Origin of the sequence: Ascidiaceihabitans sp., from assembly GCF_039986515.1 — a bacterium.
GTDB lineage: Bacteria > Pseudomonadota > Alphaproteobacteria > Rhodobacterales > Rhodobacteraceae > Ascidiaceihabitans.
Genome location: NZ_JBDWQO010000007.1, coordinates 1,101,341 through 1,123,711 on the forward strand (window position 1 = coordinate 1,101,341; position 22,371 = coordinate 1,123,711).

The 22,371-nt window shown below is 56.0% G+C and carries 20 protein-coding genes; 5 read left to right on the plus strand and 15 right to left on the minus strand.

Annotated features, from left to right (window positions below; all coding sequences use genetic code 11):
* Nucleotides 1-10: 10 nt before the first annotated feature.
* The 10 genes from ABJL60_RS08095 to yajC form a co-directional block, all read right to left on the minus strand.
* On the minus strand, nucleotides 11-550 hold the full coding sequence (locus ABJL60_RS08095) for a DsbE family thiol:disulfide interchange protein (RefSeq protein ID WP_348373792.1): 540 nt from the start codon (nucleotides 548-550) through the stop codon (nucleotides 11-13).
* Nucleotides 543-701, minus strand: a complete 159-nt coding sequence (gene ccmD, locus ABJL60_RS08100) for a heme exporter protein CcmD (protein WP_181364432.1) — start codon at nucleotides 699-701, stop codon at nucleotides 543-545. The genes ABJL60_RS08095 and ccmD overlap by 8 nt, the downstream gene beginning before the upstream one ends.
* Nucleotides 698-1,429, minus strand: a complete 732-nt coding sequence (locus ABJL60_RS08105) for a heme ABC transporter permease (protein ID WP_108827966.1) — start codon at nucleotides 1,427-1,429, stop codon at nucleotides 698-700. Before ABJL60_RS08105 ends, ccmD begins: the two co-directional genes overlap by 4 nt.
* A 51-nt stretch (nucleotides 1,430-1,480) precedes the next feature.
* Nucleotides 1,481-2,137 carry a heme exporter protein CcmB gene (ccmB, locus tag ABJL60_RS08110; RefSeq protein WP_348290617.1) on the minus strand — a complete coding sequence of 219 codons (657 nt, stop codon included), beginning with the start codon at nucleotides 2,135-2,137 and terminating at the stop codon, nucleotides 1,481-1,483.
* Nucleotides 2,134-2,754, minus strand: a complete 621-nt coding sequence (ccmA, locus tag ABJL60_RS08115) for a heme ABC exporter ATP-binding protein CcmA (RefSeq protein WP_348373793.1) — start codon at nucleotides 2,752-2,754, stop codon at nucleotides 2,134-2,136. The genes ccmB and ccmA overlap by 4 nt, the downstream gene beginning before the upstream one ends.
* 70 nt (nucleotides 2,755-2,824) lie before the next feature.
* Nucleotides 2,825-3,178, minus strand: coding sequence for an Mth938-like domain-containing protein (locus ABJL60_RS08120; protein WP_348290621.1), 354 nt, complete (start codon nucleotides 3,176-3,178; stop codon nucleotides 2,825-2,827).
* A gap of 4 nt (nucleotides 3,179-3,182) precedes the next feature.
* On the minus strand, nucleotides 3,183-3,938 hold the full coding sequence (locus ABJL60_RS08125) for a sulfite exporter TauE/SafE family protein (RefSeq protein WP_348373794.1): 756 nt from the start codon (nucleotides 3,936-3,938) through the stop codon (nucleotides 3,183-3,185).
* Nucleotides 3,931-4,896: a protein translocase subunit SecF gene (secF, locus tag ABJL60_RS08130; RefSeq protein WP_348318717.1), complete on the minus strand. Its 966-nt coding sequence runs from the start codon at nucleotides 4,894-4,896 to the stop codon at nucleotides 3,931-3,933. Before secF ends, ABJL60_RS08125 begins: the two co-directional genes overlap by 8 nt.
* Nucleotides 4,897-4,898: 2 nt before the next feature.
* Nucleotides 4,899-6,560, minus strand: coding sequence for a protein translocase subunit SecD (secD, locus tag ABJL60_RS08135; protein ID WP_348373795.1), 1,662 nt, complete (start codon nucleotides 6,558-6,560; stop codon nucleotides 4,899-4,901).
* A 45-nt stretch (nucleotides 6,561-6,605) separates the two neighbouring features.
* The gene (yajC, locus tag ABJL60_RS08140; RefSeq protein WP_108827959.1) at nucleotides 6,606-6,884 is read right to left on the minus strand and encodes a preprotein translocase subunit YajC; all 279 of its coding nucleotides are present in this window, start codon (nucleotides 6,882-6,884) and stop codon (nucleotides 6,606-6,608) included.
* A gap of 277 nt (nucleotides 6,885-7,161) precedes the next feature.
* Here yajC and serS point away from each other — a divergent pair, with 277 nt between their 5' ends.
* Entirely contained in the window at nucleotides 7,162-8,454 is a 1,293-nt protein-coding gene (gene serS / locus ABJL60_RS08145) for a serine--tRNA ligase (protein WP_348373796.1), read from the plus strand.
* Nucleotides 8,455-8,567: 113 nt separating this feature from the next.
* Here serS and ABJL60_RS08150 read toward each other — a convergent pair whose 3' ends face one another.
* Nucleotides 8,568-9,662, minus strand: a complete 1,095-nt coding sequence (locus ABJL60_RS08150) for a DUF2235 domain-containing protein (protein WP_348373797.1) — start codon at nucleotides 9,660-9,662, stop codon at nucleotides 8,568-8,570.
* Between the two features lie 101 nt (nucleotides 9,663-9,763).
* On the opposite strand from ABJL60_RS08150, the gene ABJL60_RS08155 reads away from it, so the two are divergent.
* Nucleotides 9,764-10,468 carry a TspO/MBR family protein gene (locus ABJL60_RS08155; RefSeq protein ID WP_348373798.1) on the plus strand — a complete coding sequence of 235 codons (705 nt, stop codon included), beginning with the start codon at nucleotides 9,764-9,766 and terminating at the stop codon, nucleotides 10,466-10,468.
* Between the two features lie 44 nt (nucleotides 10,469-10,512).
* On the opposite strand, the gene der is transcribed toward ABJL60_RS08155, so the two are convergent.
* The 3 genes from der to ABJL60_RS08170 all read right to left on the minus strand — a co-directional run bounded on the left by der (nucleotide 10,513) and on the right by ABJL60_RS08170 (nucleotide 14,168).
* On the minus strand, nucleotides 10,513-11,976 hold the full coding sequence (gene der, locus ABJL60_RS08160) for a ribosome biogenesis GTPase Der (RefSeq protein ID WP_348373799.1): 1,464 nt from the start codon (nucleotides 11,974-11,976) through the stop codon (nucleotides 10,513-10,515).
* A 72-nt stretch (nucleotides 11,977-12,048) separates the two neighbouring features.
* On the minus strand, nucleotides 12,049-13,422 hold the full coding sequence (locus ABJL60_RS08165; RefSeq protein ID WP_348373800.1) for a PQQ-binding-like beta-propeller repeat protein: 1,374 nt from the start codon (nucleotides 13,420-13,422) through the stop codon (nucleotides 12,049-12,051).
* A gap of 62 nt (nucleotides 13,423-13,484) precedes the next feature.
* Nucleotides 13,485-14,168, minus strand: a complete 684-nt coding sequence (locus tag ABJL60_RS08170) for a hypothetical protein (protein ID WP_348285113.1) — start codon at nucleotides 14,166-14,168, stop codon at nucleotides 13,485-13,487.
* Between the two features lie 340 nt (nucleotides 14,169-14,508).
* On the opposite strand from ABJL60_RS08170, the gene ABJL60_RS08175 reads away from it, so the two are divergent.
* The 3 genes from ABJL60_RS08175 (at nucleotide 14,509) to ABJL60_RS08185 (ending at nucleotide 20,351) form a co-directional block, all read left to right on the plus strand.
* Complete coding sequence (locus tag ABJL60_RS08175; protein ID WP_348373801.1) at nucleotides 14,509-15,804, plus strand: efflux RND transporter periplasmic adaptor subunit; 1,296 nt, start codon at nucleotides 14,509-14,511, stop codon at nucleotides 15,802-15,804.
* Nucleotides 15,801-19,733, plus strand: a complete 3,933-nt coding sequence (locus ABJL60_RS08180; RefSeq protein ID WP_348373802.1) for an efflux RND transporter permease subunit — start codon at nucleotides 15,801-15,803, stop codon at nucleotides 19,731-19,733. The genes ABJL60_RS08175 and ABJL60_RS08180 overlap by 4 nt, the downstream gene beginning before the upstream one ends.
* A 165-nt stretch (nucleotides 19,734-19,898) precedes the next feature.
* Nucleotides 19,899-20,351: a DUF302 domain-containing protein gene (locus tag ABJL60_RS08185; protein WP_348373803.1), complete on the plus strand. Its 453-nt coding sequence runs from the start codon at nucleotides 19,899-19,901 to the stop codon at nucleotides 20,349-20,351.
* 99 nt (nucleotides 20,352-20,450) lie between these two features.
* Here the strand turns inward: ABJL60_RS08185 and ABJL60_RS08190 are convergent, their stop codons facing one another.
* A complete protein-coding gene (locus ABJL60_RS08190; RefSeq protein WP_348373804.1) occupies nucleotides 20,451-22,295 on the minus strand; it encodes an ABC transporter ATP-binding protein/permease in 1,845 nt (614 codons plus the stop codon).
* Nucleotides 22,296-22,371 lie beyond the last annotated feature (76 nt).

Consider the following 22,371-nt stretch of genomic DNA (forward strand, 5'->3'; position numbering starts at 1 on the left):
CCTTAGGTATTCATTTTGACAAGGCTTTGGTCAATTCAGGCAAAAAGCGGTTTTCATAGTCACTGCCAACCAAAGGCCCTGCAAAGCGATACAAAACGGTGCCATCCGCGTCCAAAATAAAGGTCTCGGGCGGGGCTGTGACCCCCCAATCGATGGCGGTGCGCCCCGCCGGATCAAAGGCCACCCCCACAAACGGGTTGCCATCGTCCGTTAGATAAGACGTCGCATCGCGGGCACTGTCTTTGAAATTCACACCGACAATCGGCATTCCGCTGGCCTGCATGTCCAGCAACGTCGGATGTTCCGCGCGGCATGGCGGACACCAGCTGGCCCAAAAGTTCACCAATGTGACTTCACCGCGCACCAAATCGTCTGCTGCCACTGCGGGGAATTCCCCTAACGCCTCTTGCGTGATCGCGGGGGCCTTTTGCCCCACCCGCGTACTTTCCAGATCGTCAGCACCTTCACGGAACATGCCAAAAGCAGCTAGTGCCACAAAGCCTGCAAAAATCAACGGCGGGGCAATCATCAAAGGCGACACTTTAGCCATTTTGCTTGGCCCTTTCTTCGACCGCATCCAACGCACGACGGGCTTTGCGTCCTTGCCGCAAAGTCATCCACAGCAATCCAAGTAATAGCGCCAAAGAGCTGCCATAGGCTGCCAGAACCGTGGTTGCGTATTTTCCCAAATCAGGAATCATGATTGCCCCTCTCGTGCCATCAACGCGCGGGCGCGGCGCAACCGGATTTCCGTGCCGGTACGGTACAAAACAAGCGTCACAAACAACAATCCAAACCCAACCATAGCGATCAGCAATGGCACAAAGAAGACATCCGAAACCGTTCTCTCACCTGTTGCAACAGGGATGGATGTGCCTTGGTGCAGGCCCTGGTTCCAAAAGTTCACAGCATAGCGCGACAGCACAGCAAAGACGGATCCCACAAGGCACAGAACAGATGTCAGGTCTGCGGCAGAATCCGGGTCTTCGATCGCCGCCCAAAGGGCCATGTAGCCCAGATAAAACAGAAACAGGATCAAAAACGATGTCAGGCGTGGATCCCACGCCCACCATGTGCCCCACATAGGCTGCCCCCAAATCGCACCCGTCACCAAAGCAATGACCGTCATGATCATCCCAACAGGTGCTGCCCCCTTCGCCGCCAAAGCGCTGACATGATGGCGGCGCACCAACCAGATAAGGGAGGCAATCAGCATCATGAACCACGCATTAATCGCCATCAAAGCCGACGGCACATGGATATAGATGATCTTGACTGTTGATCCTTGACGAAAATCGTCAGGCGTAAAGAAAAAGCCCCACACAAGTCCAGTGCACACGCATGCAATCGACGCCACCCACAGCGTTGGCAGCACCTTCTCGCTGAGGCGCAGAAACTTGACCGGATTGGCGTATTCCCAAAGTGACATGTCTTATTCCTAATCGTTGAAACACACAGTCTCAATTAAAATGCAACGTCTTCACCGAAGGTTGACGCGTAATACTGCCGCACTTGCAAATGGCATCAAAGCCAGAACGCCACATGTGATCCCCGACACCATCAAAAGCGGCGTGTCCAGCGCCATGCCATCCGCCCCGCGGCGTGCAACCTCTGCCCCGAAAATCAACGTCGGCACATAGAGCGGCAGAACAAGCAGCGACAACAACAGTCCGCCACGTTTGATCCCAACGGTGATGGCGGCCCCGAATGTGCCGATAACAGACAAGGCGGGCGTGCCGATCAGCAAAGCGACTGTGATCCAGAAAAACCCCTGTGCAGGCAGGCTGAGCAACACCCCCAAGACAGGTGCCGCCAGAACCAAAGGCAACCCTGTGGTGATCCAATGCGCCAGCGCTTTCACACTGACCACGGCCTCAAGCGGCAAAGGGGCCGTTGCCAGCAAATCCAGCGACCCGTCTTCAAAATCCAAGGCCAAAACACGGTCCAATGACAGCAAACACGCCAGCAAGGCCCCCAACCATAAAATCCCCGGTGCGACACGGCCCAACAGCTCTGGGTTTGGGCCAATCGCAAAGGCTGTCATCACCACAACGATCAGGAAAAACGCAAGCCCCAGCCCAAAGCCACCTCCGGCCCGGAACGCCAGCTTTAAATCACGGATCAGCAGCGCTTTCATAAAAATGCCTCGTCGCTGGCGCCGCTGCCTGTCCCCGCCACAGCCGCAAAGGGCGTCACATCCAGCACGTCAGCATCCTGCAATCCCAAATCGATATGCGTGGCGATCAGGGCCATACCGCCTTGCGCCAGATGTGCACGCACCGCATCGGCAAAAATCACCACTGACGCTGCATCCAGTGAAACCGTAGGCTCGTCCAGCACCCAGACTTTGCGCCCCGTCACCAACAAACGCGCCAACCCCAATCGCCGTTTCTGACCCGCCGACAACGTGCCTGCCAAACGGTCCCGCAAATCACGCAAATTGAACATAGAAAGCGCCGCTTCCACATCATGCTGCCCGAACACATCCGCCCAAAAGCTTAGGTTTTCAGCCACACTTAACATGGCCTTCAACCCGTCCGCGTGGGCCGCATATGCAATCTGGTCTTCCGCGCCGTCGATGTCGCCCTGCAAAGGGGACTGAAGACCCGCCACTGTGCGCAAAAGCGTCGTTTTACCTGCCCCATTGGGACCACGCAAAATCAAAGCCCGGCCCGGGGTCAGCTGGAAAGACAGCGCCGCCAGAATAGGCATGCCACCACGGGCAATGGTCAGATCAGTTACGGTCAGCGTCATGGGCTACGGCCTAACGCATTGCAGCGCTTCACGAAACCCCGTCTTCACGAAACCCCGCATCGTCGGGAATTCAAACAGGCAGCATCGCAAGCGCAATCCGCCGCCCTTCGCTCAGCAGCACATTATAGGTCCGTGCCGCTGCGGGTGACGACATCGCTTCGACGCCGATGCCTGCTGCTTCCAATGGGTCACGCACGCCCGTTGGGATATGCGCGACATCCGCGCCAGTGCCCACAAACAACACATCAACTTGGCCAGCCAAAGCCGCAAGACTGTCTACGTCGGCATATCCGCCCCAAGGGGCAACACCGGCTCCACTGACAAGAACAGCGCCTTCATGCACTTCACCGCCGATGCGAAAGAAGCCGGGACCGTAGCCTTCGATGGGTTGCGCATCATTGTATGTGACTTCGTTCAAACGCATCGTTTTATCCTTTCCAAAGGGGCAAGCCCAAAATAGCAGAGGCCGCAATAACGATATAGGCCACCGTGCGGAATTGTCCTTCGGCCTGCGGATTAAACAGCCGTGCACCCACCATATTGGCAATGATGTAGGGGCCAATCAACACCACGCCAATAACGACAGCCTTTAGGTCCAACCACCCAAGTGCCCAGAACGCGGGCAACATCACCAGATCCATGCCGAACAGATACAGCAGGAAATTTGCCCGTATCACGGCAATTGGCTTGGACGACGCCATGTAAAGCATAATGACTGGCGGTCCGGGCAACCCTACAAACCCGGTTGAAAACCCACCCAAAAGACCGGTGCCAAATATCATCCGTGGCCCCATAGGCCCCGTGTACCGCCACCCCGTCAACAAAATGCACAGCAACACCAAAACGATACCAGACACAGCCCATCCAAAAGCATCCGGTGACACCACGCTTAATGCAAAAAGCCCCAAAGGCAGCGCTACGATTGCGCCCAAGACAAGACGCGCGGTTTCGCCCAAATGCCCCGTTTGTAAGGCATTGCGCAGGTTGGGCAGTGGCCCAAAGAACTCGACCGTCATCAGAAAAACAAGCGCAGAGAACGGTGACAAAACAGAACTGGCTGCAGGCATAATGATCATCGCAGACCCAAAACCGGAAAAGCCGCGCACGACCCCCGCCGCCAAAATCGACAGTACCAACCAAAACAGCCCTTCGGTTTGAAGGGCTGTTTGAAAGGCATCAAGCATCGATATTTGCGTATTGTCCACCGCCATCGTTGGTCTTGGTCCAGTCGCGTTTGACGCCAAGATACAGCAGGATCGTGGAGGCCACAAAGACCGACGAATAGGTCCCCACGATCACCCCCCAGATCATGGCAAAGACAAAGCCACGGATCACATCCCCGCCCAGCACATACAGCGAAATCAACGCCAGCAAGGTGGTGACAGAGGTCATCACAGTCCGGCTCAGGGTTTCGTTGATCGAGATATTCAGCACCTCAGCCAGCGGTTTCTTCTTATACTTCCGCAGGTTTTCACGCACACGGTCAAAGACCACAACAGTATCGTTCAGCGAATAGCCTACGATCGTCAGAAGGGCCGCAATAATGGCCAGATCGAACTCGATCTGCAGCTCTGAAAAGATACCGATGGTCAACACCACATCATGCACAAGCGCCGCAACCGCACCCAAGGCGAACTGCCATTCAAAGCGCAACCAGATGTAGACAAGCACGGCCCCAATGGCGAGCACCACGGCGATGGCCGCCGTTTGGATCAATTCGCCCGACACTTTTGGGCCAACGGATTCAACAGACACGAACTTGATGTCTGGTACCGCTTTCTGCATCGCAACTTCGACCCGCTCGATTGTGTCCACCGCAACGGCTTCTTGGCCTTCTTGGGCCTGAATGCGGATCATCGACACGTTCTGGTCTGCGTCAAATGTGGGGTCGAACACTTCTGTGATGGACACATCACCCAGTTCCAACGCCTCCAGAGACGCGCGGTACAAACCGATGTCCACAGGCTGCGTGCTTTCGGTGCGGATCGTGGTACCGCCGCGGAAATCAATCCCGAAATTCAATCCCTGAAAGGCATAGGACGCAAAGCCCACAACCATCATCAACATTGAAATGCCCAACCACAGCTTCCAGCGGCTGAAGAAATCAAAATTTGTATTCTCTTTGACCAGTTTGAGACGCATGTTCAGACCTCGATTGTCTTGGGACGTTTGCGCTCAAACCACATCACCACCAAAAGGCGTGTGACGTAGATGGCGGTGAAAACGGATGTCAGGATGCCAAGACCAAGCGTGATAGCAAAGCCGCGCACAGGACCAGAGCCCATGGCGAACAGGATCACAGCTGTAATGAATGTTGTGATGTTGGCGTCGATAATCGCACTTAAGGCTTTTTCATAGCCCAACTCGATGGCGCGGGCGGGCCCTTTGGCATTTTTCAGCTCCTCGCGGATACGTTCAAACACCAGCACGTTGGCATCCACAGCCATACCCACCGTCAGAACGATACCCGCAATCCCCGGCAAGGTCAGCGTCGCGCCGATCATGCTGAGCAAGCCAAAGATCAGGCCGACGTTGATGATCAACGCAATGTTGGCGAAGATCCCGAACAACCCATAGCTGAGCGCCATAAAGACCAGCACGGCGATAAAGGCGACCATGGTGGCCACTTTGCCCGCATCAATGCTGTCCTGGCCCAGTTCCGGCCCGATTGTGAGTTCTTCCAAAAACGTCAGTTCCGCAGGCAAGGCCCCTGCCCGCAACAAAACAGCCAGATTGGTGCTTTCTTCCAGCGTAAAGTTCCCGCTGATGATGCCAGAACCACCCGGGATATGGTCGCGGATGTTCGGGGCGCTGACAACTTCATTGTCCAGAACGATCGCAAACGGGCTGCCGATGTTCTCTGCTGTATAGTCGCCAAAAATACGTGCGCCCGAAGTATTGAACCGGAACGATACCGCAGGGCCACCGTTCTGATCGAAGGAAGGCTGCGCATCCACCAGATCTTCACCTGACACAACAGGCGCTTTTTCCAGAATGTAGAATTGGCCTGTGCCATCGATAGACGGCACAATGATATTGCCCACACCCGGTTCAGCGGATGCGTCGCTTGCGATGCGGACAACCGGATTAAAGGTCAGGCGCGCAGTGGTGCCGATGATAGCTTTCAGTTCTGCTGCTGATCCGATGCCGGGCACCTGGATCAAAATCCGGTCACGCCCTTGCCGTTGGATCGTCGGTTCGCGTGTGCCGACCTCATCGATACGGCGACGGACAATTTCCAGCGATTGCTGCATGGTCCGTTCATCGGTGGCCGTCTTTTCGGCATCCGACAGGCTTACAGTGATGGTGTCGCCGTTGGCGGAAATGTCGATATCGTTGGCCCCGACACCCGAAAGGCTTTGCACGGGCCGCGCCAATGTGCGCACCAACTGCAATGCCTGTGCCATGTTTTCAGGATTGCCGATTTTGACGCGCACTTCATCTGCGGGGGATGGTTGCTGGTCGATACCGCCGATAACAGCGCGTTCAGTACGCAAAAGCTGGCGGATTTCCACCCATGTGGCGTCCATCCGCGCCTCATACACCTGTTCCACTTCGACTTCAGCCAGAAGATGCGCACCGCCACGCAAATCAAGTCCAAGATTGACAAGGCTGGATGGCAAATAGTCAGGCCATTGCGCTTTCAATTCTTGCTGCGACGGGGTGTCTTCGCCGTTCTCGATGGCTTGCACCGCGTCATTGTGGTTTTCAACGCGGGTGTAGAACCCGTTTGGCGCAGCCATAACCAACCCGAACAGGCACACGGCCCAGATCAGCATGCGTTTCCAGCCATCAAATTGCAGCATTATCGTGCCCCGTCAGTGGGTTGAAAAAAAAGGGAAGCGGTCGCGTTACTTGGCGGGTTCGGTCTTGGACAAGACTGTCACGATGGTATTTTGCACCACACGCACCTTCACACCATCGGCGATTTCGACATCCACTTCGTTGTCGTCTTTCACTTTGATCACCTTACCGATCAAGCCACCCTGGGTCACAACCTGATCTCCACGGCGCAACGCCTGCACCATTGCTGCGTGTTCTTTAACCTTTTTCTGCTGGGGGCGGATCAGCAGAAAATACATGATCCCGAAGATCAAAATGAGAGGGATAAATTGGCCGAGAGATTCCATGAGGTCTGTCCTTGAGTGAACGCGTTCCAAAAGGACGCTGATTTTGGCAGAACCTATGGTCTGGACTGCCAGTTTGCAAGACAGGTTGCGATGGTATTTGGGACATGGGTCATATGCTTTAAAACAAGGTCCGTTTCACACAAAAGGATGTCGCGTAAAATGTCCCGAAAGCTCACCTTGGACCCAGAGCATTAGCGTGGTGTTAACCACATCTGGCCCACCCTGCGTCAATCGGGCATAACGCTTTTTAAACCGACTCGCACCAAGGACAAATCCAATGCACGACATCAAAGCCATCCGCGAAAACCCAACGGCCTTTGACGCCGCATTGTCCCGCCGCGGGGATGCGCCTTTGTCGGCCTCGCTTTTGGCTTTGGACGAAGCGCGGCGCGGCAAGATTTCGGCCGCAGAAACCGCACAAGCGGACCAGAACAAAGCCTCCAAGCAAGTGGGCGCTGCCAAGGCCAGCGGCGACGACGCGGAATTTGAACGCTTGCGTGCTTTGGTGGGGGAAAAGAAAGCCGAAGTCGCAGCCATGCGCCAAGAAGCAGATGCACTGGACGCCGAACTGACAGATGCGCTGGCGCGTATTCCGAACCTGCCCGCCGACGACGTGCCTGATGGGGCCGATGAAGACGACAACGTCGAGGTCTCAAAATGGGGCACCCCGAAAACCTTTGACTTCAAACCCAAAGAACATTTTGAAATTGCAGGCATCGCGCCCGGCATGGACTTTGAAACAGGTGCTAAAACATCCGGCGCACGCTTTGTGATGCTGCGCGGTGCCGTGGCGCGCGTGCACCGCGCCCTGGCCCAATTCATGGTCGATACCCATGTCGACGAAAACGGTCTGGTCGAACATCAAACCCCCGTTCTGGTCCGCGACGAGGCGATGTATGGCACGGATAAATTGCCGAAATTCGGCGATGATAGCTATCAGACAACCAACGGCTGGTGGTTGATTCCGACATCAGAGGTGACATTGACCTATTCGGTGTCCGGTGACGTTCTGGACGAGGCCGCCCTACCCCTGCGCATGACAGCCTACACCCTGTGCTTCCGTTCCGAGGCCGGATCGGCAGGCCGCGATACCTCGGGGATGCTGCGCCAACACCAGTTCGAAAAAGTCGAAATGGTGTCCGTGACTTTGCCCGAGCACAGCGATGACGAACAAAAACGCATGCTGCGCTGCGCCGAAGACCTGCTGGAACGTTTGGGCGTGCCCTACCGCACCGTGGTCTTGTGCACAGGCGACATGGGGTTCGGGGCGCGACGCACCTACGACATTGAAGCATGGTTGCCCGGGCAGGACGCCTACCGCGAAATCTCGTCCGTCTCAACCACTGGCGACTTTCAGGCGCGCCGCATGAATGCGCGCTACAAACCCGCGGACGGCGGCAAACCACAGTTCGTACACACGCTGAACGGATCAGGTTTGGCCGTGGGCCGGTGTCTGATCGCAGTGCTGGAAAACGGCCAGCAAGAAGACGGCTCCGTTGTGCTGCCGGACGTTTTGGCACCTTATCTGGGTGGCAAAACCACCATCGGTGCAGACGGTGTTTTGACCTGAAAAACCGCGACATTGGCAAGCCCCGCATGGCCCAACACAGGCCGCGGGGTTTGTCCGTTCCCCGGATCGACACCACCACGAAAACACCCTTGCCTCATACACGCAGCGCTTTGTTACAAAAAGCGCCGCAAGCTTGCAGGTTGATAATCGGTGCGCCCACGCACACGCGCCAAAGCCGATGCATGCACGTCCCATGGCTGCACGGGACCAGACCGCCAGCGCTTCATAGCCCCCCAACTGTGGTCTATTTCATCCGCATCGATCAACGCATCCGCAGCCGTGGGCGGAAAAGGCACCGCAGGATCAAGCGCCAAACCTCCAGCGCCTTGCAGCACCCATTCCAAAGGAAACGCACATAGCGCTTGTGCCTCCTGACTGCTGCCCCCGATGATACGGTGATTGCCGGCAAACCATTTCTGTTGGTAAGGCCGCAACGGATCTGTCCTGCCGCCATTCAAACCCGGCTTATGCGCGCGATCATCCAGATTGTCCCACGTTGCAGGCTTGAACAAGGGGCGCCTTTCATCCAGCGCCAAAGCCTGTCGCGCACTTTTGACCAGACTGGACAAAGCCATATCATGAAAAGTGTATTGCCGGTTCCAAAGGGTCGCGGCGGGGCCAAACACAGACGGTGGAATGCCGCGTGCACCAACCGTATCCAGCACACCAACATAGTTGATACGCACCAGATGTGATTGGTCCTGACGCCACTTCAAATCATCGTCCGAGGTCGCAAAATCCGGAGACACCACACGACGTTCGGCCCAAATGTGCGGCTCATCCGGCGCATTTTCAGGACCACGCTTACGGTACAGTTGAAAGGCCGTGTTGATGCCGTCTTCCGACGTGTCGCGCACAATGCCGCATTTTCGGATCATGCCCGCAACAGAACGCGCCGTGTAAGCCCCCCGCGAGAACCCGAACAAATAGATTTCGTCGCCGGGGCGGTAGAACAGGGCAATCGCCTGATAGGCTTCTTTGACCTTTCCGTCCAATCCCCACCCAAACGCGCCGCCACCATATTTTTTCAACCACTTGCGCAGCCCCCGATCAAAGCGATCTGACGATCCGATCCCCTGAAAATAAAAAACCTGTTGGTGACGTGCGGGATCGTTGATCAACGCTTGGCTCAGCTTTCGCACGCTTGTGGGCTCTGCAATGGTTGGCGAATTCCACGTGCCATCACAAAAAATAGCGATTTTTTTCATGTGCGCCCCGTTCCTTGCCAATTCCAGCCAACGGTCTAAGTTTACGAGTGAACTAGATGATGTAAATGCAGGTTATCCATACCTTTTTTGAAAGAGCCCACATGCCAAGACGCAACGCGATTTTTGTATTCCTTTTGACATTGGCCTTTGTGTTAAGCCCGTTTTGGGTGCCCGGGTTCGGGGGCTTTGATCCCGACCGCTTTCCAGTGCCCCAAAACGATCCACCGGTGCAACCCGAAGGCTATGCATTTGCAATCTGGGGGGCGATTTACCTGTGGCTTCTTGCGGGGGCGGCTTATGGTGTTTGGCGCCACCACGACGATCCCGCATGGGATGCTATGCGACCTGCTTTGGCGGTGTCCATGGGCGTGGGGGCTGCATGGTTGCCTGTGGCGATCAGAAGTCCCATTTGGGCCACGGTGCTGATCTGGGTGATGCTGGTGTCGGCGCTGGTGGCAATGTGGCGCAGCCCGCGCGATCAGGCCGTTTGGGCCAGCTGGCCACTGGGGCTGTATGCGGGATGGCTCAGTGCAGCAAGTATTGTGGCATTGGGCTTGATGGCGGCAGGGTACGGGTTCACAACGCAAAGCACAGCGGCATGGGTTTGCATCGGGTTGGCAAGCGTTTTGGCTTTTGTGGTGCAATGGCGTTTGGCGCGGGCACCGACGTATGGCATCGCTGTGGCTTGGGGCTTGGTTGCTGTCGCGGTTCAAAACGATTTTAGGTTTGACAGCGTGGCCATTCTGGCACTGCTGGGGGCTGCGGCTTTGATCCTGCCAATCATTCGCGCCTGCCGCACCATTTAAGACAGGGTGGTAAGGTGCACCTTGGTGCACCCCACATTTACATCTTATTTGCGACGCCCGTCCGTATGTTTGCGCAGCTTGGACGGTGGCGCCTTTTTACGGCCCTTATACGGGTTGGCATCGTTTTGACCCCGCATATACAGACGAATAGGGGTGCCTGGCATGTCAAAATCCAAACGCAACCCGTTCACCAGATAGCGGCTATAGCTTTCGGGCACTTTGTCGGGATGTGAACACATCACCACAAACCCCGGAGGGCGTGTCTTGGCCTGTGTCATGTAGCGCAGTTTGATCCGTTTGCCTTGGGGCGCGGGGGGCGGGTGCGCTTCGACCATGCCCGTCAACCAACGATTCAATTGCGCAGTAGTGACACGGCGGTTCCAAACATCATAAGCCCGCATAATCGCATCATGCAGCCTGTCCAGCCCACGGCCCGTTTTGGCAGAGACCGTAATCAACGGCGCACCACGCAACTGGGGCAGCAAGCGTTCAAAACTTTCCTTTAGGTCTTTCAGCTTGCTTTGTTTTTCGTCTTCGATGTCCCATTTGTTCACCGCTACGATCACAGCGCGCCCTTCGCGCTCTGCCAGATCCGCAATACGCAAATCCTGTTGTTCAAACGGAATGGCCGCATCCAGAAGCACCACAACAACTTCGGCAAACTTCACCGCGCGCAACCCGTCACCAACACTCAGCTTTTCAAGCTTTTCCTGCACCTTGGCCTTTTTGCGCATGCCGGCGGTGTCGAATATCCGCATCGGCGTGCCGTTCCAATTCATACGCAGGGAAATAGCGTCGCGGGTGATACCGGCCTCGGGACCCGTCAGCAGGCGTTCTTCACCCAAAATCTGGTTGATCAGTGTGGACTTGCCCGCGTTGGGACGTCCGACAACCGCCACCTGCAAGGGCTTTGCGTTGGTGGGCATAGGCACGTAATCGGGATCATCTTCGTCTTCGTCAACGGTGACATCGGTCTCTGGCGTGTCACTGGCCGCGTCCGCGCGTTCTTCAAATGCATCCGCCAAAGGTTGCAATTGTGAATAGAGGTCGTTCAACCCCTCGCCATGTTCCGCAGACAATCGGATCGGTTCGCCCAAACCAAGCGAATAGGCCTCGATAACGCCCGCATCCGCCGCGGCCCCTTCGCCTTTGTTGGCGGCCAAAATCACATGGTCGGCGCGCTTTCGCAGAATTTCAGCAAACACCTGATCCGTAGGCGTGACCCCTGCCCGTGCGTCAATCATGAACAAGCAAATGTCAGCCATATCAACGGCTTTTTCGGTCAGCTTGCGCATCCGGCCTTGCAGGGATTCGTCCGTGGCCTCTTCAAGACCGGCCGTGTCGATCACGGTGAATTTCAGGTCCGCCAATCGTGCAGCCCCTTCACGCAAATCGCGTGTGACGCCGGGTTGGTCGTCAACCAAAGCAAGCCGTTTGCCAACGAGACGGTTGAAAAGCGTCGATTTGCCCACGTTTGGGCGCCCGACAATAGCGAGGGTGAAGGACATGTGTCCGCTCCGATTACAACAGTGGCCTGACAGATTTCAGGCCCAGACCGCAGCCTTTAGACTAGATCGCGCTTAACGGAAAGCATGCAGTTGACCGTTGCGCCCCACAACGTAAAGGGTGTTGCCTGCCACAACAGGTGCTGTGGTCGCGCCGCTGGGGATTTCAACACTGCCCACAAGACTGCCATCGCGCGGGTCATAGCTGCGCAGTTGGCCGTCGCCCGACGCGATAATGATGCGCCCGCCTGCAAGAACAGGCCCGTGATTGGCAAAGACCTCGGAACGGCGTTTGGGTTTGTCTTTGACAAAATTCGGCAAACGCACAGCCCACACACGGGCACCGTCAGATTTTTCAAGGCGCACCAGTTCGTTGGTGTCCGTGATCGCAAAGACGCTGTCGCCCGCAGCCCAAACCGGCCCCACGGCACCATCACGGGCCGCCCAGATGCTGCGTCCGCTTGTGGCGTCCAGCGCCACAATGCGCCCCGCTTGGTTGCCTGCATATAGCACGCCATCAAATATCATCGGTGTGCCTGTGACATCATCCACCTTCGACAAGGCACGTCCGGGGCGTTCGCCCAGCACAGATGCGCCCCAACGGCGCAGGCCACCGCGCCGGAACACCGCTTGCACTTCACCGGACCCGAAGGCGAAGATCGTCAGATCATCCGTCACCACAGGCGCGGGCGCCCCCAAGATGTTGGACACCGCTTCAGATGCGCCAATTTGCCATGCGATACGGCCTGTGTCGGCTTCAATCGCCCAACCTGTGTCGTCACCCGATGTCAGATAAACAAGATTGCCAGCCACAGTCGGGCGCCCCGAACCGGTGGCGTCCAGTTGCTGCGACCATTTCACAGCGCCAGATTTCGCGTTCATCGCCACCAATTCGCCAAATCCCAACGACACGTAAAGCGTGCCATCATGCACCGTCACACCGCCACCTGTGCCATCGCCTTCGGAATCGCGGGCGGGTCGGATGTCTTGGCTCCAAACAGTCGCGCCAGATGTGTTGGTTGCCGTCACAACGGATGAAGCATCAAGCGTGTAGATCAACCCGCCACTGACCACGGGATCAGCGGTAATTCGGAATTTGCGGCTGTCGCCTGCACCGATGCTGCTGCTCCAGATGTTTGTCAAAGATGTGCCAAGGGCGGGATGATTGGTGCGATACTGCGGCGAACCGGCGCTTTGCGCCCATGCCGTGTTGCGTGTTTGTCCGGGCAACGAAATGGCACGCGACTGGTTTTCGACAACTGCGGCGTCTGCGCTTGTATCTTGTTCTTGCAAAACGGATCGCAGGTTTTCACGTTTGCCCGGCAAGATAATTTCAGGTTCGCTGCATGCAGCCAAGACCAGACTTGCAGCAATCGTCAAAGGCAAAAGAGCCTTCTTGGGTGTCGTCCAATGCGGAGACGTGGCCGAAGGAGAATACATTTTCGTCATTACTCTGCTCGCTCTTTTGCGGTCTTGCTGTGCCTTACTGGCTTGTCGTTTGGGTAAAGTGATCAGTTTTCCAACGGCGGCGCTTGCACCGCGCTTAGATCTGGTTCCCCACCCAAGGCCACAATCACCTGTAGGGCGCGTTGTTGCAAGTCTGCTGTGCTTTCAGCGTCTTCAACAATGGATTGCAACTTTGCGATGGCTGCATCTGCGTCGCCTTCCTGAATATCAATCAACGCCAGTTGTTCTTCTGCCAACAGGCGCAGCGGCCCACCGGGAATAGCCAAATCACCGTAACCGCGACGGCGATCTTCGACTGTGGCCGTTTCGGCCATTAGGCCCAAGGCTTTGTATTGTGCGACCTGCCGGTAGATCAAAGCCACGCCATTGTCGTTGACAACCGATTGCAACGTGTCGATGGCGGCCTGAACATCACCTGCTTCCGCTTGGTTGGATGATTTCAAAAAGGACACAACTGCTTGGGCCGTGGGGTCAGTAGCCTCAATGCCTTCGATCTGCGAGATGCGTGTCGTGGGATCAGCTTCCGCCAATGCCCCCAAAAGCCCGTCACCAATGGCTTCTGCGGCCGCGCGCTCCTGCGCCTTTTGATATTCAGACCATGCCACCCCGCCAATAATCAAAGCGAGAACAGCGGCCACAACCCAGCCATACCGGCGCAGCGTTTTGACCATCTGGTCGCGGCGCAGCTCTTCTGTGACTTCTTCGATAAAACTGTCAGTGTCGCTCATGTGTCCCCCAAAAGCGGCGCGATGCCACCCGATCTTTTGCCCCTCTTATCGCGCCACGTAAGCCAAGCCAAGTGTCAGTTGCACTGTTGATCTTTGTTGCGAACATTGGCCCCTTCATAGGTTCGTGCATTAGCCCGTGCATCGCCCCGTAAATGCACCCCTTTAAGATCGGCGAATTGGCCGCAGGTGCCCCCCGTTGCACAGCAGTTCAAAAAAAAATAATCTGAACTGGTTAGTTTAGCGTATCCGAGTCACTACATGATCCAAGACGTACACACGCAACAAACACAAAACGGGCATGCCAATTACGGCGCTCAAGCGGTCCAACACGAGGCATAACATGCGTATTTTCCCGGCAATCATGGCCATTGTGGTCGGTGTGATCTTATATTTTGCCATCATCGACAGACAAACAGCCATCACGTTTTTGCAAGATCAAGGGCTGATTCCCCCCCACGGTCAGGAAGAAACAGCCCCAGAAACGGCCGTCGCAGACACGCCCAAGCCCGAAGCCAGTGCCAATTTGATCAAGGTTGTGGCCCGTCATTCGCAAGCCCAGAAAATTGACAGCGCCGTGATCCTGCGCGGCCAAACCAGCGCAGACCGCCAAGTTGACGTGCGCGCGGAAACCTCGGCCACCGTCACGTCCGAACCCTTGCCAAAAGGCACATTCATCGAAGCGGGCCAACTGATGTGCGAACTGGATCCCGGCACCCGCGAGGCGTCGCTTGCCGAAGCTCGCGCCCGTTTGACCGAAGCCAAATCACGCCGCGCAGAGGCTGAAAGCCGCGTGCCCGAAGCCCGCGCGCGCCTGATCGAAGCCCGTGCACGCCTTGAAGAAGCCCGCGTCAACCAGAACGCCGCCGTCAAACTCAGCGCCGATGGATTTGCTTCAACCACACGCGTGAAAAGCACCGAAGCCGCTGTTGCTGCTGCAGATGCAGGTGTAGAAGCTGCAAACTCCGGTCTGAGTGCCGCACAATCAGGCATTGAGTCTGCGGACGCCGGCATCGAATCTGCGCAAGCCTCCATTGCTGCGGCTGAAAAAGAAATCACGCGACTTCAAATCAAAGCGCCTTTTGCGGGTCTTCTGGAAAGTGACACGGCTGAACTGGGCAGCCTTTTGCAGCCCGGTTCGCTGTGCGCCACGGTCATTCAGCTGGACCCCATCAAACTGGTGGCTTTTGTGCCTGAAACCGAAGTGGACCGTATCCATGTTGGTGCGATGGCAGGCGCCCGTTTGGCCGCTGGCGGCGATGTGCAGGGCAAAGTCACGTTCCTGAGCAAATCAGCGGATCCCACCACACGCACCTTTCGCGTCGAAATCAAAATTCCCAACCCTGACCTGAAAATCCGCGATGGCCAAACGGCTGAAATCCTGATTGCTGCCGACGGGGCCAAAGCACACCTGTTGCCTGGATCTGCGTTGACCCTGAACAACGAAGGCACTTTGGGCCTGCGCACACTGAATGACGACGCAGTGGTGCAATTCATGCCTGTGTCTTTGTTGCGCGACACCGTGGACGGTGTCTGGTTGACCGGATTGCCTGATACCATCGACGTCATTCTGATCGGTCAGGAATACGTCACCGCTGGCGTTCGCGTGGCCCCCACCTTCGAGGAGCTTAGCCAATGACAGGTCTTGTCGATTGGGCCGCAACGCGCGCCCGAATGGTTGTTGCGTTCATCTTGCTGTCGCTTCTGGTCGGAACCGTCGCCTACATTAGCTTGCCAAAAGAGGGCGAGCCGGACATCGAAATCCCAACCCTGTTTGTGTCCCTGCCCTTTCCCGGCATTTCCGCCACCGACAGCGAGACCCTGCTGGTCAAGCCCATGGAAAACGAATTGGGGGATCTTGACGGTCTGAAAAAGATGACCGGCACGGCGGCTGAAAACTACGCCAACATCATCCTTGAATTCGAATTTGGCTGGGACAAAACAAAAGTCATGGCAGATGTCCGCGACGCCATGTCCAAAGCCGAAGCCAGCTTTCCCGCAGGGGCAGAACAATACACTGTCGGCGAATTCAACTTTTCCGAATTCCCCATTATCATTGTTAACCTGTCAGGGCCGGTGCCGGAACGCACAATGGCCCGTGTCGCCAAAGAACTGCAGGACAATGTCGAAGGCATGGACGCGGTTCTGGAAGCTGTGATCGCGGGCAACCGTGAAGAGATGCTGGAAGTCATCATCGACCCATTGCGTCTAGAAGCCTACAACGTCACCGCATCAGAGCTGATCAATGTCGTCCGTAACAACAACCAGTTGATCGCAGCAGGCGAAGTCAGCACCGAACAGGGCAGCTTTTCCGTCAAAATCCCGTCGTCCTTTGACGAACCCCGCGATGTTTACAACTTGCCCGTAAAGACCAACGGCGACCGCGTGGTCACTTTGGGGGATTTGGCAGACATCAACCTGACGTTTGAAGACCGCGAAGGCACCGCCCGCTTCAACGGCGAAGACACCATTGCGTTGCAAGTTGTAAAACGCAAAGGCTTCAACCTGATCGACACAGCCACAGCCGTCAAAGCGCTGGTTGATGAAAAAAGCGCAGAATGGCCCGATGGCTTGCAAGCTGCTGTAACAGTTGGCACGTCAAACGACCAAAGCCGGCAGGTGGATTCCATGGTGCAGCAACTTCAGGGCTCTGTTCTGACGGCGATTGCCTTGGTCATGATTGTGGTTTTGGCAGCCCTTGGCATCCGCGCCGCACTTTTGGTCGGTTTCGCCATCCCGACCTCGTTCTTACTGTGTTTTGCATTGCTTGCTGTTATGGGCATTTCCATCTCCAACATCGTCATGTTCGGTCTGATTTTGGCCGTGGGCATGTTGGTTGACGGGGCCATTGTGGTGGTGGAATTCGCCGAGAAACGACAGTCCGAGGGCGTCGGCCCCATGGAGGCTTACACAGACGCTGCAAAGCGCATGTTCTGGCCTGTTGTGTCATCAACCGCGACAACACTGTGCGCGTTCTTGCCAATGTTGTTCTGGCCAGGCGTGCCGGGCCAGTTCATGGGCATGTTGCCTGTGACGTTGATTTTCGTTCTCAGCGCATCGCTGATTGTGGCCTTGATTTATCTGCCGGTGATGGGTGGAATTTTGGGGCGGATGGAGCGCGGCCTGACCGGGGCGATGGACAAGATGTCACGCATCCCTATCTATTTTCAGATCCCAATGGCTGTGCCCGGCTTTGCGATTATGGGCGGGCTCGTTTTGATTGTCTTGATGGCTGTCACAGGCAACCTTCCAGAAGGTGACCCAAACGCTCCACCCCCACCCATCATTCAATACATTCAATCATTGTTTTCGCAGATGGACGGAACGATGATTTTGCAAAGCGTAATTCCAACTTTTGCAAAGGTTTTTGGCGTCATACTTGGTATGGCTTTTGCGTTGGCGTTGATCGTAGGTATCGCAATGATCCTCTGTCTGGCCGCATTGGCTATGCTTCCCAAATTAGGGCGCGGTGGACATTGGATTTCTGCGAAATTGCTAAAACAACGCGAAGGCAAGGTCAAATCCGGCTACAAGCGGTCCTTCTTTGGCCATGTGATGGAAGCCATCGCAGGCAACCCCGTCATGCCAATTGTTATGGTGGGCGTGGTTTTTGTCTTTGTTGGCACCACGCTGATCTATTTCACAAATAACAACAACGGTGTGGAATTCTTTGTTGAATCCGAACCCGAACAAGCCATCGTTTACGTGCGTGCACGCGGCAACATGTCGTTGGAAGAAAAGGACGCTTTGGTCAAGCAGGCCGAAGACGTAATCTTGCAACACCCCGGCATCGAAACGGCGTTTGCGTTTGCAGGTCAAGGCGGGCTGAATGCCAACACAGGCGGTGCGCAGGCCCCCAAAGATACAGTCGGGCAAATCCAGCTTGAAACGATCCCGTGGGAAAAACGCCCCGATGCCCGCGAGGCATGGTTCACCCTGCCGTTCACCGACTATGTGGTGACACGCGAAGTCAAAGATGTGGCCTTTGACGGTGATACGGTTCTGGCGGAATTGACCACGCAATTGGGCCAAATTCCCGGTATCAAAGTGGACGTTTTAAATCTGGCACAAGGGCCGGCAAGCGGAAAACCCATCCATCTGCGGGTGCGCGGCAACAATTGGGACGATCTTTTGGCCTCGACATTGCTGGCGCGCAAAAAGTTTGATGCAACCCCCGGCTTGATCCTTGTAGAAGACACCCTGCCCCTGCCCGGCATCGACTGGCAGATCGACGTGGATGTGGAAAAGGCAGGCCGTTACGGCGCGGATGTGGCAACGGTTGGTGCGATGGTTCAACTGGTGACACGCGGCATTTTGCTGGACACGATGCGGGTGGATACTTCGGATGAGGAAATCGAAATTCGTGTGCGTTTGCCGGAAAGTGACAGGGTGCTCAGCACTTTGGATACGCTGAAAGTGCGCACGACAGACGGATTGGTGCCCTTGGCCAACTTCATCACACGCATTCCTGTCAAAAAGCTGGCAGAGGTGAACCGTGTCAATCAGGCCCGATATTTCGATGTGAAGGCGGATGTGGTACCGAATGTTTTCAAGGCGGTTCGCACGACGCAGGTCGATGGCGCAGAGGTCGAGGAGATCATGGCCACGTTTCAGCTGGACAGCACCGGGAACATCAAGGACCTAGACGGTAAGCTCTATTCGTTTTTTGATCGTGCCCCTGCGATTGCAGTTGGTGAGCTTCAAACGCTTCTGGACGCGGGCGAATTGAGAATCCAACCGGTCAACGCCAACGAACGCATTGCAGAGCTGACCAAATGGCTGGACACTAAACCGTTCAGCGACGGGCTGGAACATGAATGGACGGGCGATCAGGAAGATCAGGCTGAATCTGGCGCTTTCCTGTCCCGCGCGTTCCTGGGCGCTTTGGGTCTGATGTTCATCATTCTGCTTGCGCAGTTCAACAGCTTTTACAACGCGATTTTGGTGCTTGCCGCGGTGATCTTGTCAACGGCCGGAGTGCTGATTGGGATGATTGTCATGAACCAGCCGTTCTCGATCATTATGACCGGTACGGGGATTGTGGCCCTTGCCGGAATTGTGGTGAACAACAACATTGTTCTGATCGACACCTATCAGGAATATGAACGCTACATGCCGCGTATCGAAGCGATCATTCGTACAGCACAAGACCGAATTCGACCAGTGTTGCTGACCACAATCACCACAATGGCGGGGCTTGCACCGATGATGTTCGGCCTGTCGCTGAACTTTGCCGATGGTGGGTATACCGTAGATAGCCCGACAGCCCTGTGGTGGAAGCAGCTAGCGACGGCTGTGGTCTTCGGGCTTGGTATTGCGACAGTACTGACCTTGATGGTGACACCGTCCTTGTTGGCGATGCGGGTCTGGGCCAGCACCTATGTTTTGTGGTTTGCATCGCTTTTGGCAAAACTGTCGCTGGGTCGGGCCAGCCGTTCTGCGCGCGATTGGGCACTGCAGCGCGATGCGAAACGCAAAGGGGCCTCCGAGCTGTTGTGGGATTTTGATGATCCGCCCAGCCCATCCAAGGCAGCGGGTCTGCCACCCGTGATGAAGGCGGCAGAGTAGGCCTGAAATCCAAACACACCGTTAGAACAAACAAAAGCCGCCCAACACAACGGGCGGCTTTTTGCTGACATATCGGCTCACTTTTGCGTGGGGTCGGACGCGGCGACGGGACAAGCCATCTGTTTCATGTTCTTTTGCCTCCGATCACATTGGAAAGGATATCCCATGACATTGACGAAACTCGCAGGCGCCGCCAGCATCGCCGTGGCCACGGCCCTGCCCGCCGCAGCAGAGCTTGTTCACAAAACCAGCCCACATTCTGTCGAGATTACGATTGACCGGTTGGAAGCGGCTGTCACAGGCGCCGGTGCGACCGTGTTTGCCCGTGTGGATCATGCCAAGGGTGCTGCTTCTGTAGGGTCTGATTTGCGCCCCACACAGATGTTGATGTTCGGCAATCCAAAGCTGGGCACGCCTGCAATGCTTGCAGATCAAGCGGCAGGCCTGGATCTGCCCTTGCGTGTTGTGGCATATGCTGATGGCGAAGGCGTTGTGCACGTGGTCTACCATGCCCCAAGCAGTTTGGCCGCAACGCATGCGATAGCAAAAGACGCGGAGGTTTTGAAAAAGATGACGGGCGCTTTGGACAAACTGACGAACGCAGCCATCGCAGAGTAAGCCCCAGCACAAAGGCTTACACAAAGGGGTGTACCAAGGTGCACCTTACGCGACAACATCGTAAGGTGCGGCTTGCCGCACCCTACCCTGCGCTAAAAACTATACTTCATCGGCTTGCTGGCGGTGCCACAGCTGGGCGTAGCGCCCGTCTTTGGCCAGCAGCACGTCATGTGTGCCCCGCTCAACCACCTCACCTTTTTCCAAAACAATGACCTGATCCGCCTCGGCGATGGTACTCAGCCGGTGCGCAATGGTCAAAACCGTGCGTCCACGGCCCGCCTGCATCAACGCATCTTTGATGTCTTGTTCGGTTTCGCTGTCCAATGCCGACGTCGCTTCGTCCAACAGCAAAATCGCAGGATCTTTCAGCAACGTACGTGCGATGCCCACTCTTTGCTTTTCGCCGCCCGACAGTTTCAGTCCGCGCTCGCCCACCGGCGTCTCATATCCCTCGGGCAAGCCAATGATAAAATCATGGATTTGCGCCGCTTTCGCAGCAGTCTCGATTTCGGACTGGGTGGCACCGGCACGCCCGTAAGCGATGTTGTAGCGTACAGTGTCATTGAACAGCACCGTGTCCTGCGGCACAACGCCAATGGCGCTGTGCAAACTGTCTTGTGTGACATCGCGCACATCTTGCCCGTCGATTTTCAAAGCCCCATCGCCCACATCATAAAACCGGAACAACAACCGTCCAATGGTGGATTTGCCCGAACCCGTTGATCCAACAATTGCCACCAATTGCCCAGGCTCCGCGGTCAGGCTGACGCCTTTCAAAATCGGGCGGGCCGCGTCGTAGCCAAAATGCACATCTTCAAGGGCGATCTGCCCCCCCTGCACTTTCAAAGGTTTGGCATCCGGCGCATCCTCTACATCCTGAGGTTGCTCAAGCAGATCGAACATTTCGCCCATGTCGACAAGCGCCTGCCGGATTTCGCGGTATACTGTCCCCAAAAAGTTCAACGGCATCGTAATCTGGATCATATACGCATTGACCATGACAAAATCGCCCACAGTCAGTTCACCCCGTTCCACTCCCATGGCGGCCAGCACCATGACCAGAACAAGACCGGATGTGATGATAAAGGATTGTCCAAAGTTCAAGCCTGCCAAGGAATACGACGTCTTTAACGCTGCAGCCTCATAGCCTTCCATCGCTTTGTCGTATCGCGCCGCTTCGCGCCCTTCGGCACCAAAGTATTTCACCGTTTCATAGTTCAGCAGGCTGTCGATGGCCTTTTGGTTGGCATCGGTGTCCTGATCGTTCATTTCCTTGCGCAGCTTCACGCGCCATTCCGTCACTTTGAACGTAAACCACACATAAAGCGCAATGGTCACTGCAACCACAGCCAGATAGGATATATCGAACAAATACAGCAAGATACCGCCAATCATCAGCAGTTCCAGAATAAGCGGGCCGATGGAAAACAGTAAAAAGCGCAACAGGAATTCAACGCCTTTCACACCACGTTCAATGATGCGGCTAAGACCGCCGGTTTTGCGCGTGATATGGTAGCGCATCGACAAACGGTGAATATGTTCAAAGGTTTCAAGCGCCAACGAACGCAACGCACGTTGCGCTACTCGTGCAAAAATCGCATCCCGCAACTGCTGAAAGCCGTTGGTCATCAAACGCCCGAACCCGTAAGCCACCGTCAAACCGATCGCCCCCAACGCCAAAACAGACACACCACCTTCTGCCAACGCATCCACAGCCCACTTGTAAAAGAACGGCGTCGTGACCGAAATCACCTTGGACAGCAGCAACGCCAGCATCGCCAGAACAACGCGCTGTTTCACCCATGGCTTGTCCGCAGGCCACATATAGGGGGCCACTTTGCGAATGGTACGCATGCCAGAGCGGCGTTCGGCGTCGGCCAATGCGTCTTTTTGCGGGGAAGTATCGGGGTGCGAATTGGTCTGCGCAGAGGTGTCAGCCGACATGAAGGCTCCTTGGAACGTGAGGGCCTTACATAGTCCGCCAAAGCCCCAAGGGCCAGCGCACAGGTGCATTTATTCC

Bases quoted from the DNA above. Each gene is read 5' to 3' on its own strand.
- ABJL60_RS08095 (WP_348373792.1), bottom strand. From the start codon at position 550: ATGGCTAAAGTGTCGCCTTTGATGATTGCCCCGCCGTTGATTTTTGCA.
- ccmD (WP_181364432.1), bottom strand. From the start codon at position 701: ATGATTCCTGATTTGGGAAAATACGCAACCACGGTTCTGGCAGCCTAT.
- ABJL60_RS08105 (WP_108827966.1), bottom strand. From the start codon at position 1,429: ATGTCACTTTGGGAATACGCCAATCCGGTCAAGTTTCTGCGCCTCAGC.
- ccmB (WP_348290617.1), bottom strand. From the start codon at position 2,137: ATGAAAGCGCTGCTGATCCGTGATTTAAAGCTGGCGTTCCGGGCCGGA.
- ccmA (WP_348373793.1), bottom strand. From the start codon at position 2,754: ATGACGCTGACCGTAACTGATCTGACCATTGCCCGTGGTGGCATGCCT.
- ABJL60_RS08120 (WP_348290621.1), bottom strand. From the start codon at position 3,178: ATGCGTTTGAACGAAGTCACATACAATGATGCGCAACCCATCGAAGGC.
- ABJL60_RS08125 (WP_348373794.1), bottom strand. From the start codon at position 3,938: ATGCTTGATGCCTTTCAAACAGCCCTTCAAACCGAAGGGCTGTTTTGG.
- secF (WP_348318717.1), bottom strand. From the start codon at position 4,896: ATGCGTCTCAAACTGGTCAAAGAGAATACAAATTTTGATTTCTTCAGC.
- secD (WP_348373795.1), bottom strand. From the start codon at position 6,560: ATGCTGCAATTTGATGGCTGGAAACGCATGCTGATCTGGGCCGTGTGC.
- yajC (WP_108827959.1), bottom strand. From the start codon at position 6,884: ATGGAATCTCTCGGCCAATTTATCCCTCTCATTTTGATCTTCGGGATC.
- serS (WP_348373796.1), top strand. From the start codon at position 7,162: ATGCACGACATCAAAGCCATCCGCGAAAACCCAACGGCCTTTGACGCC.
- ABJL60_RS08150 (WP_348373797.1), bottom strand. From the start codon at position 9,662: ATGAAAAAAATCGCTATTTTTTGTGATGGCACGTGGAATTCGCCAACC.
- ABJL60_RS08155 (WP_348373798.1), top strand. From the start codon at position 9,764: ATGCCAAGACGCAACGCGATTTTTGTATTCCTTTTGACATTGGCCTTT.
- der (WP_348373799.1), bottom strand. From the start codon at position 11,976: ATGTCCTTCACCCTCGCTATTGTCGGGCGCCCAAACGTGGGCAAATCG.
- ABJL60_RS08165 (WP_348373800.1), bottom strand. From the start codon at position 13,422: ATGACGAAAATGTATTCTCCTTCGGCCACGTCTCCGCATTGGACGACA.
- ABJL60_RS08170 (WP_348285113.1), bottom strand. From the start codon at position 14,168: ATGAGCGACACTGACAGTTTTATCGAAGAAGTCACAGAAGAGCTGCGC.
- ABJL60_RS08175 (WP_348373801.1), top strand. From the start codon at position 14,509: ATGCGTATTTTCCCGGCAATCATGGCCATTGTGGTCGGTGTGATCTTA.
- ABJL60_RS08180 (WP_348373802.1), top strand. From the start codon at position 15,801: ATGACAGGTCTTGTCGATTGGGCCGCAACGCGCGCCCGAATGGTTGTT.
- ABJL60_RS08185 (WP_348373803.1), top strand. From the start codon at position 19,899: ATGACATTGACGAAACTCGCAGGCGCCGCCAGCATCGCCGTGGCCACG.
- ABJL60_RS08190 (WP_348373804.1), bottom strand. From the start codon at position 22,295: ATGTCGGCTGACACCTCTGCGCAGACCAATTCGCACCCCGATACTTCC.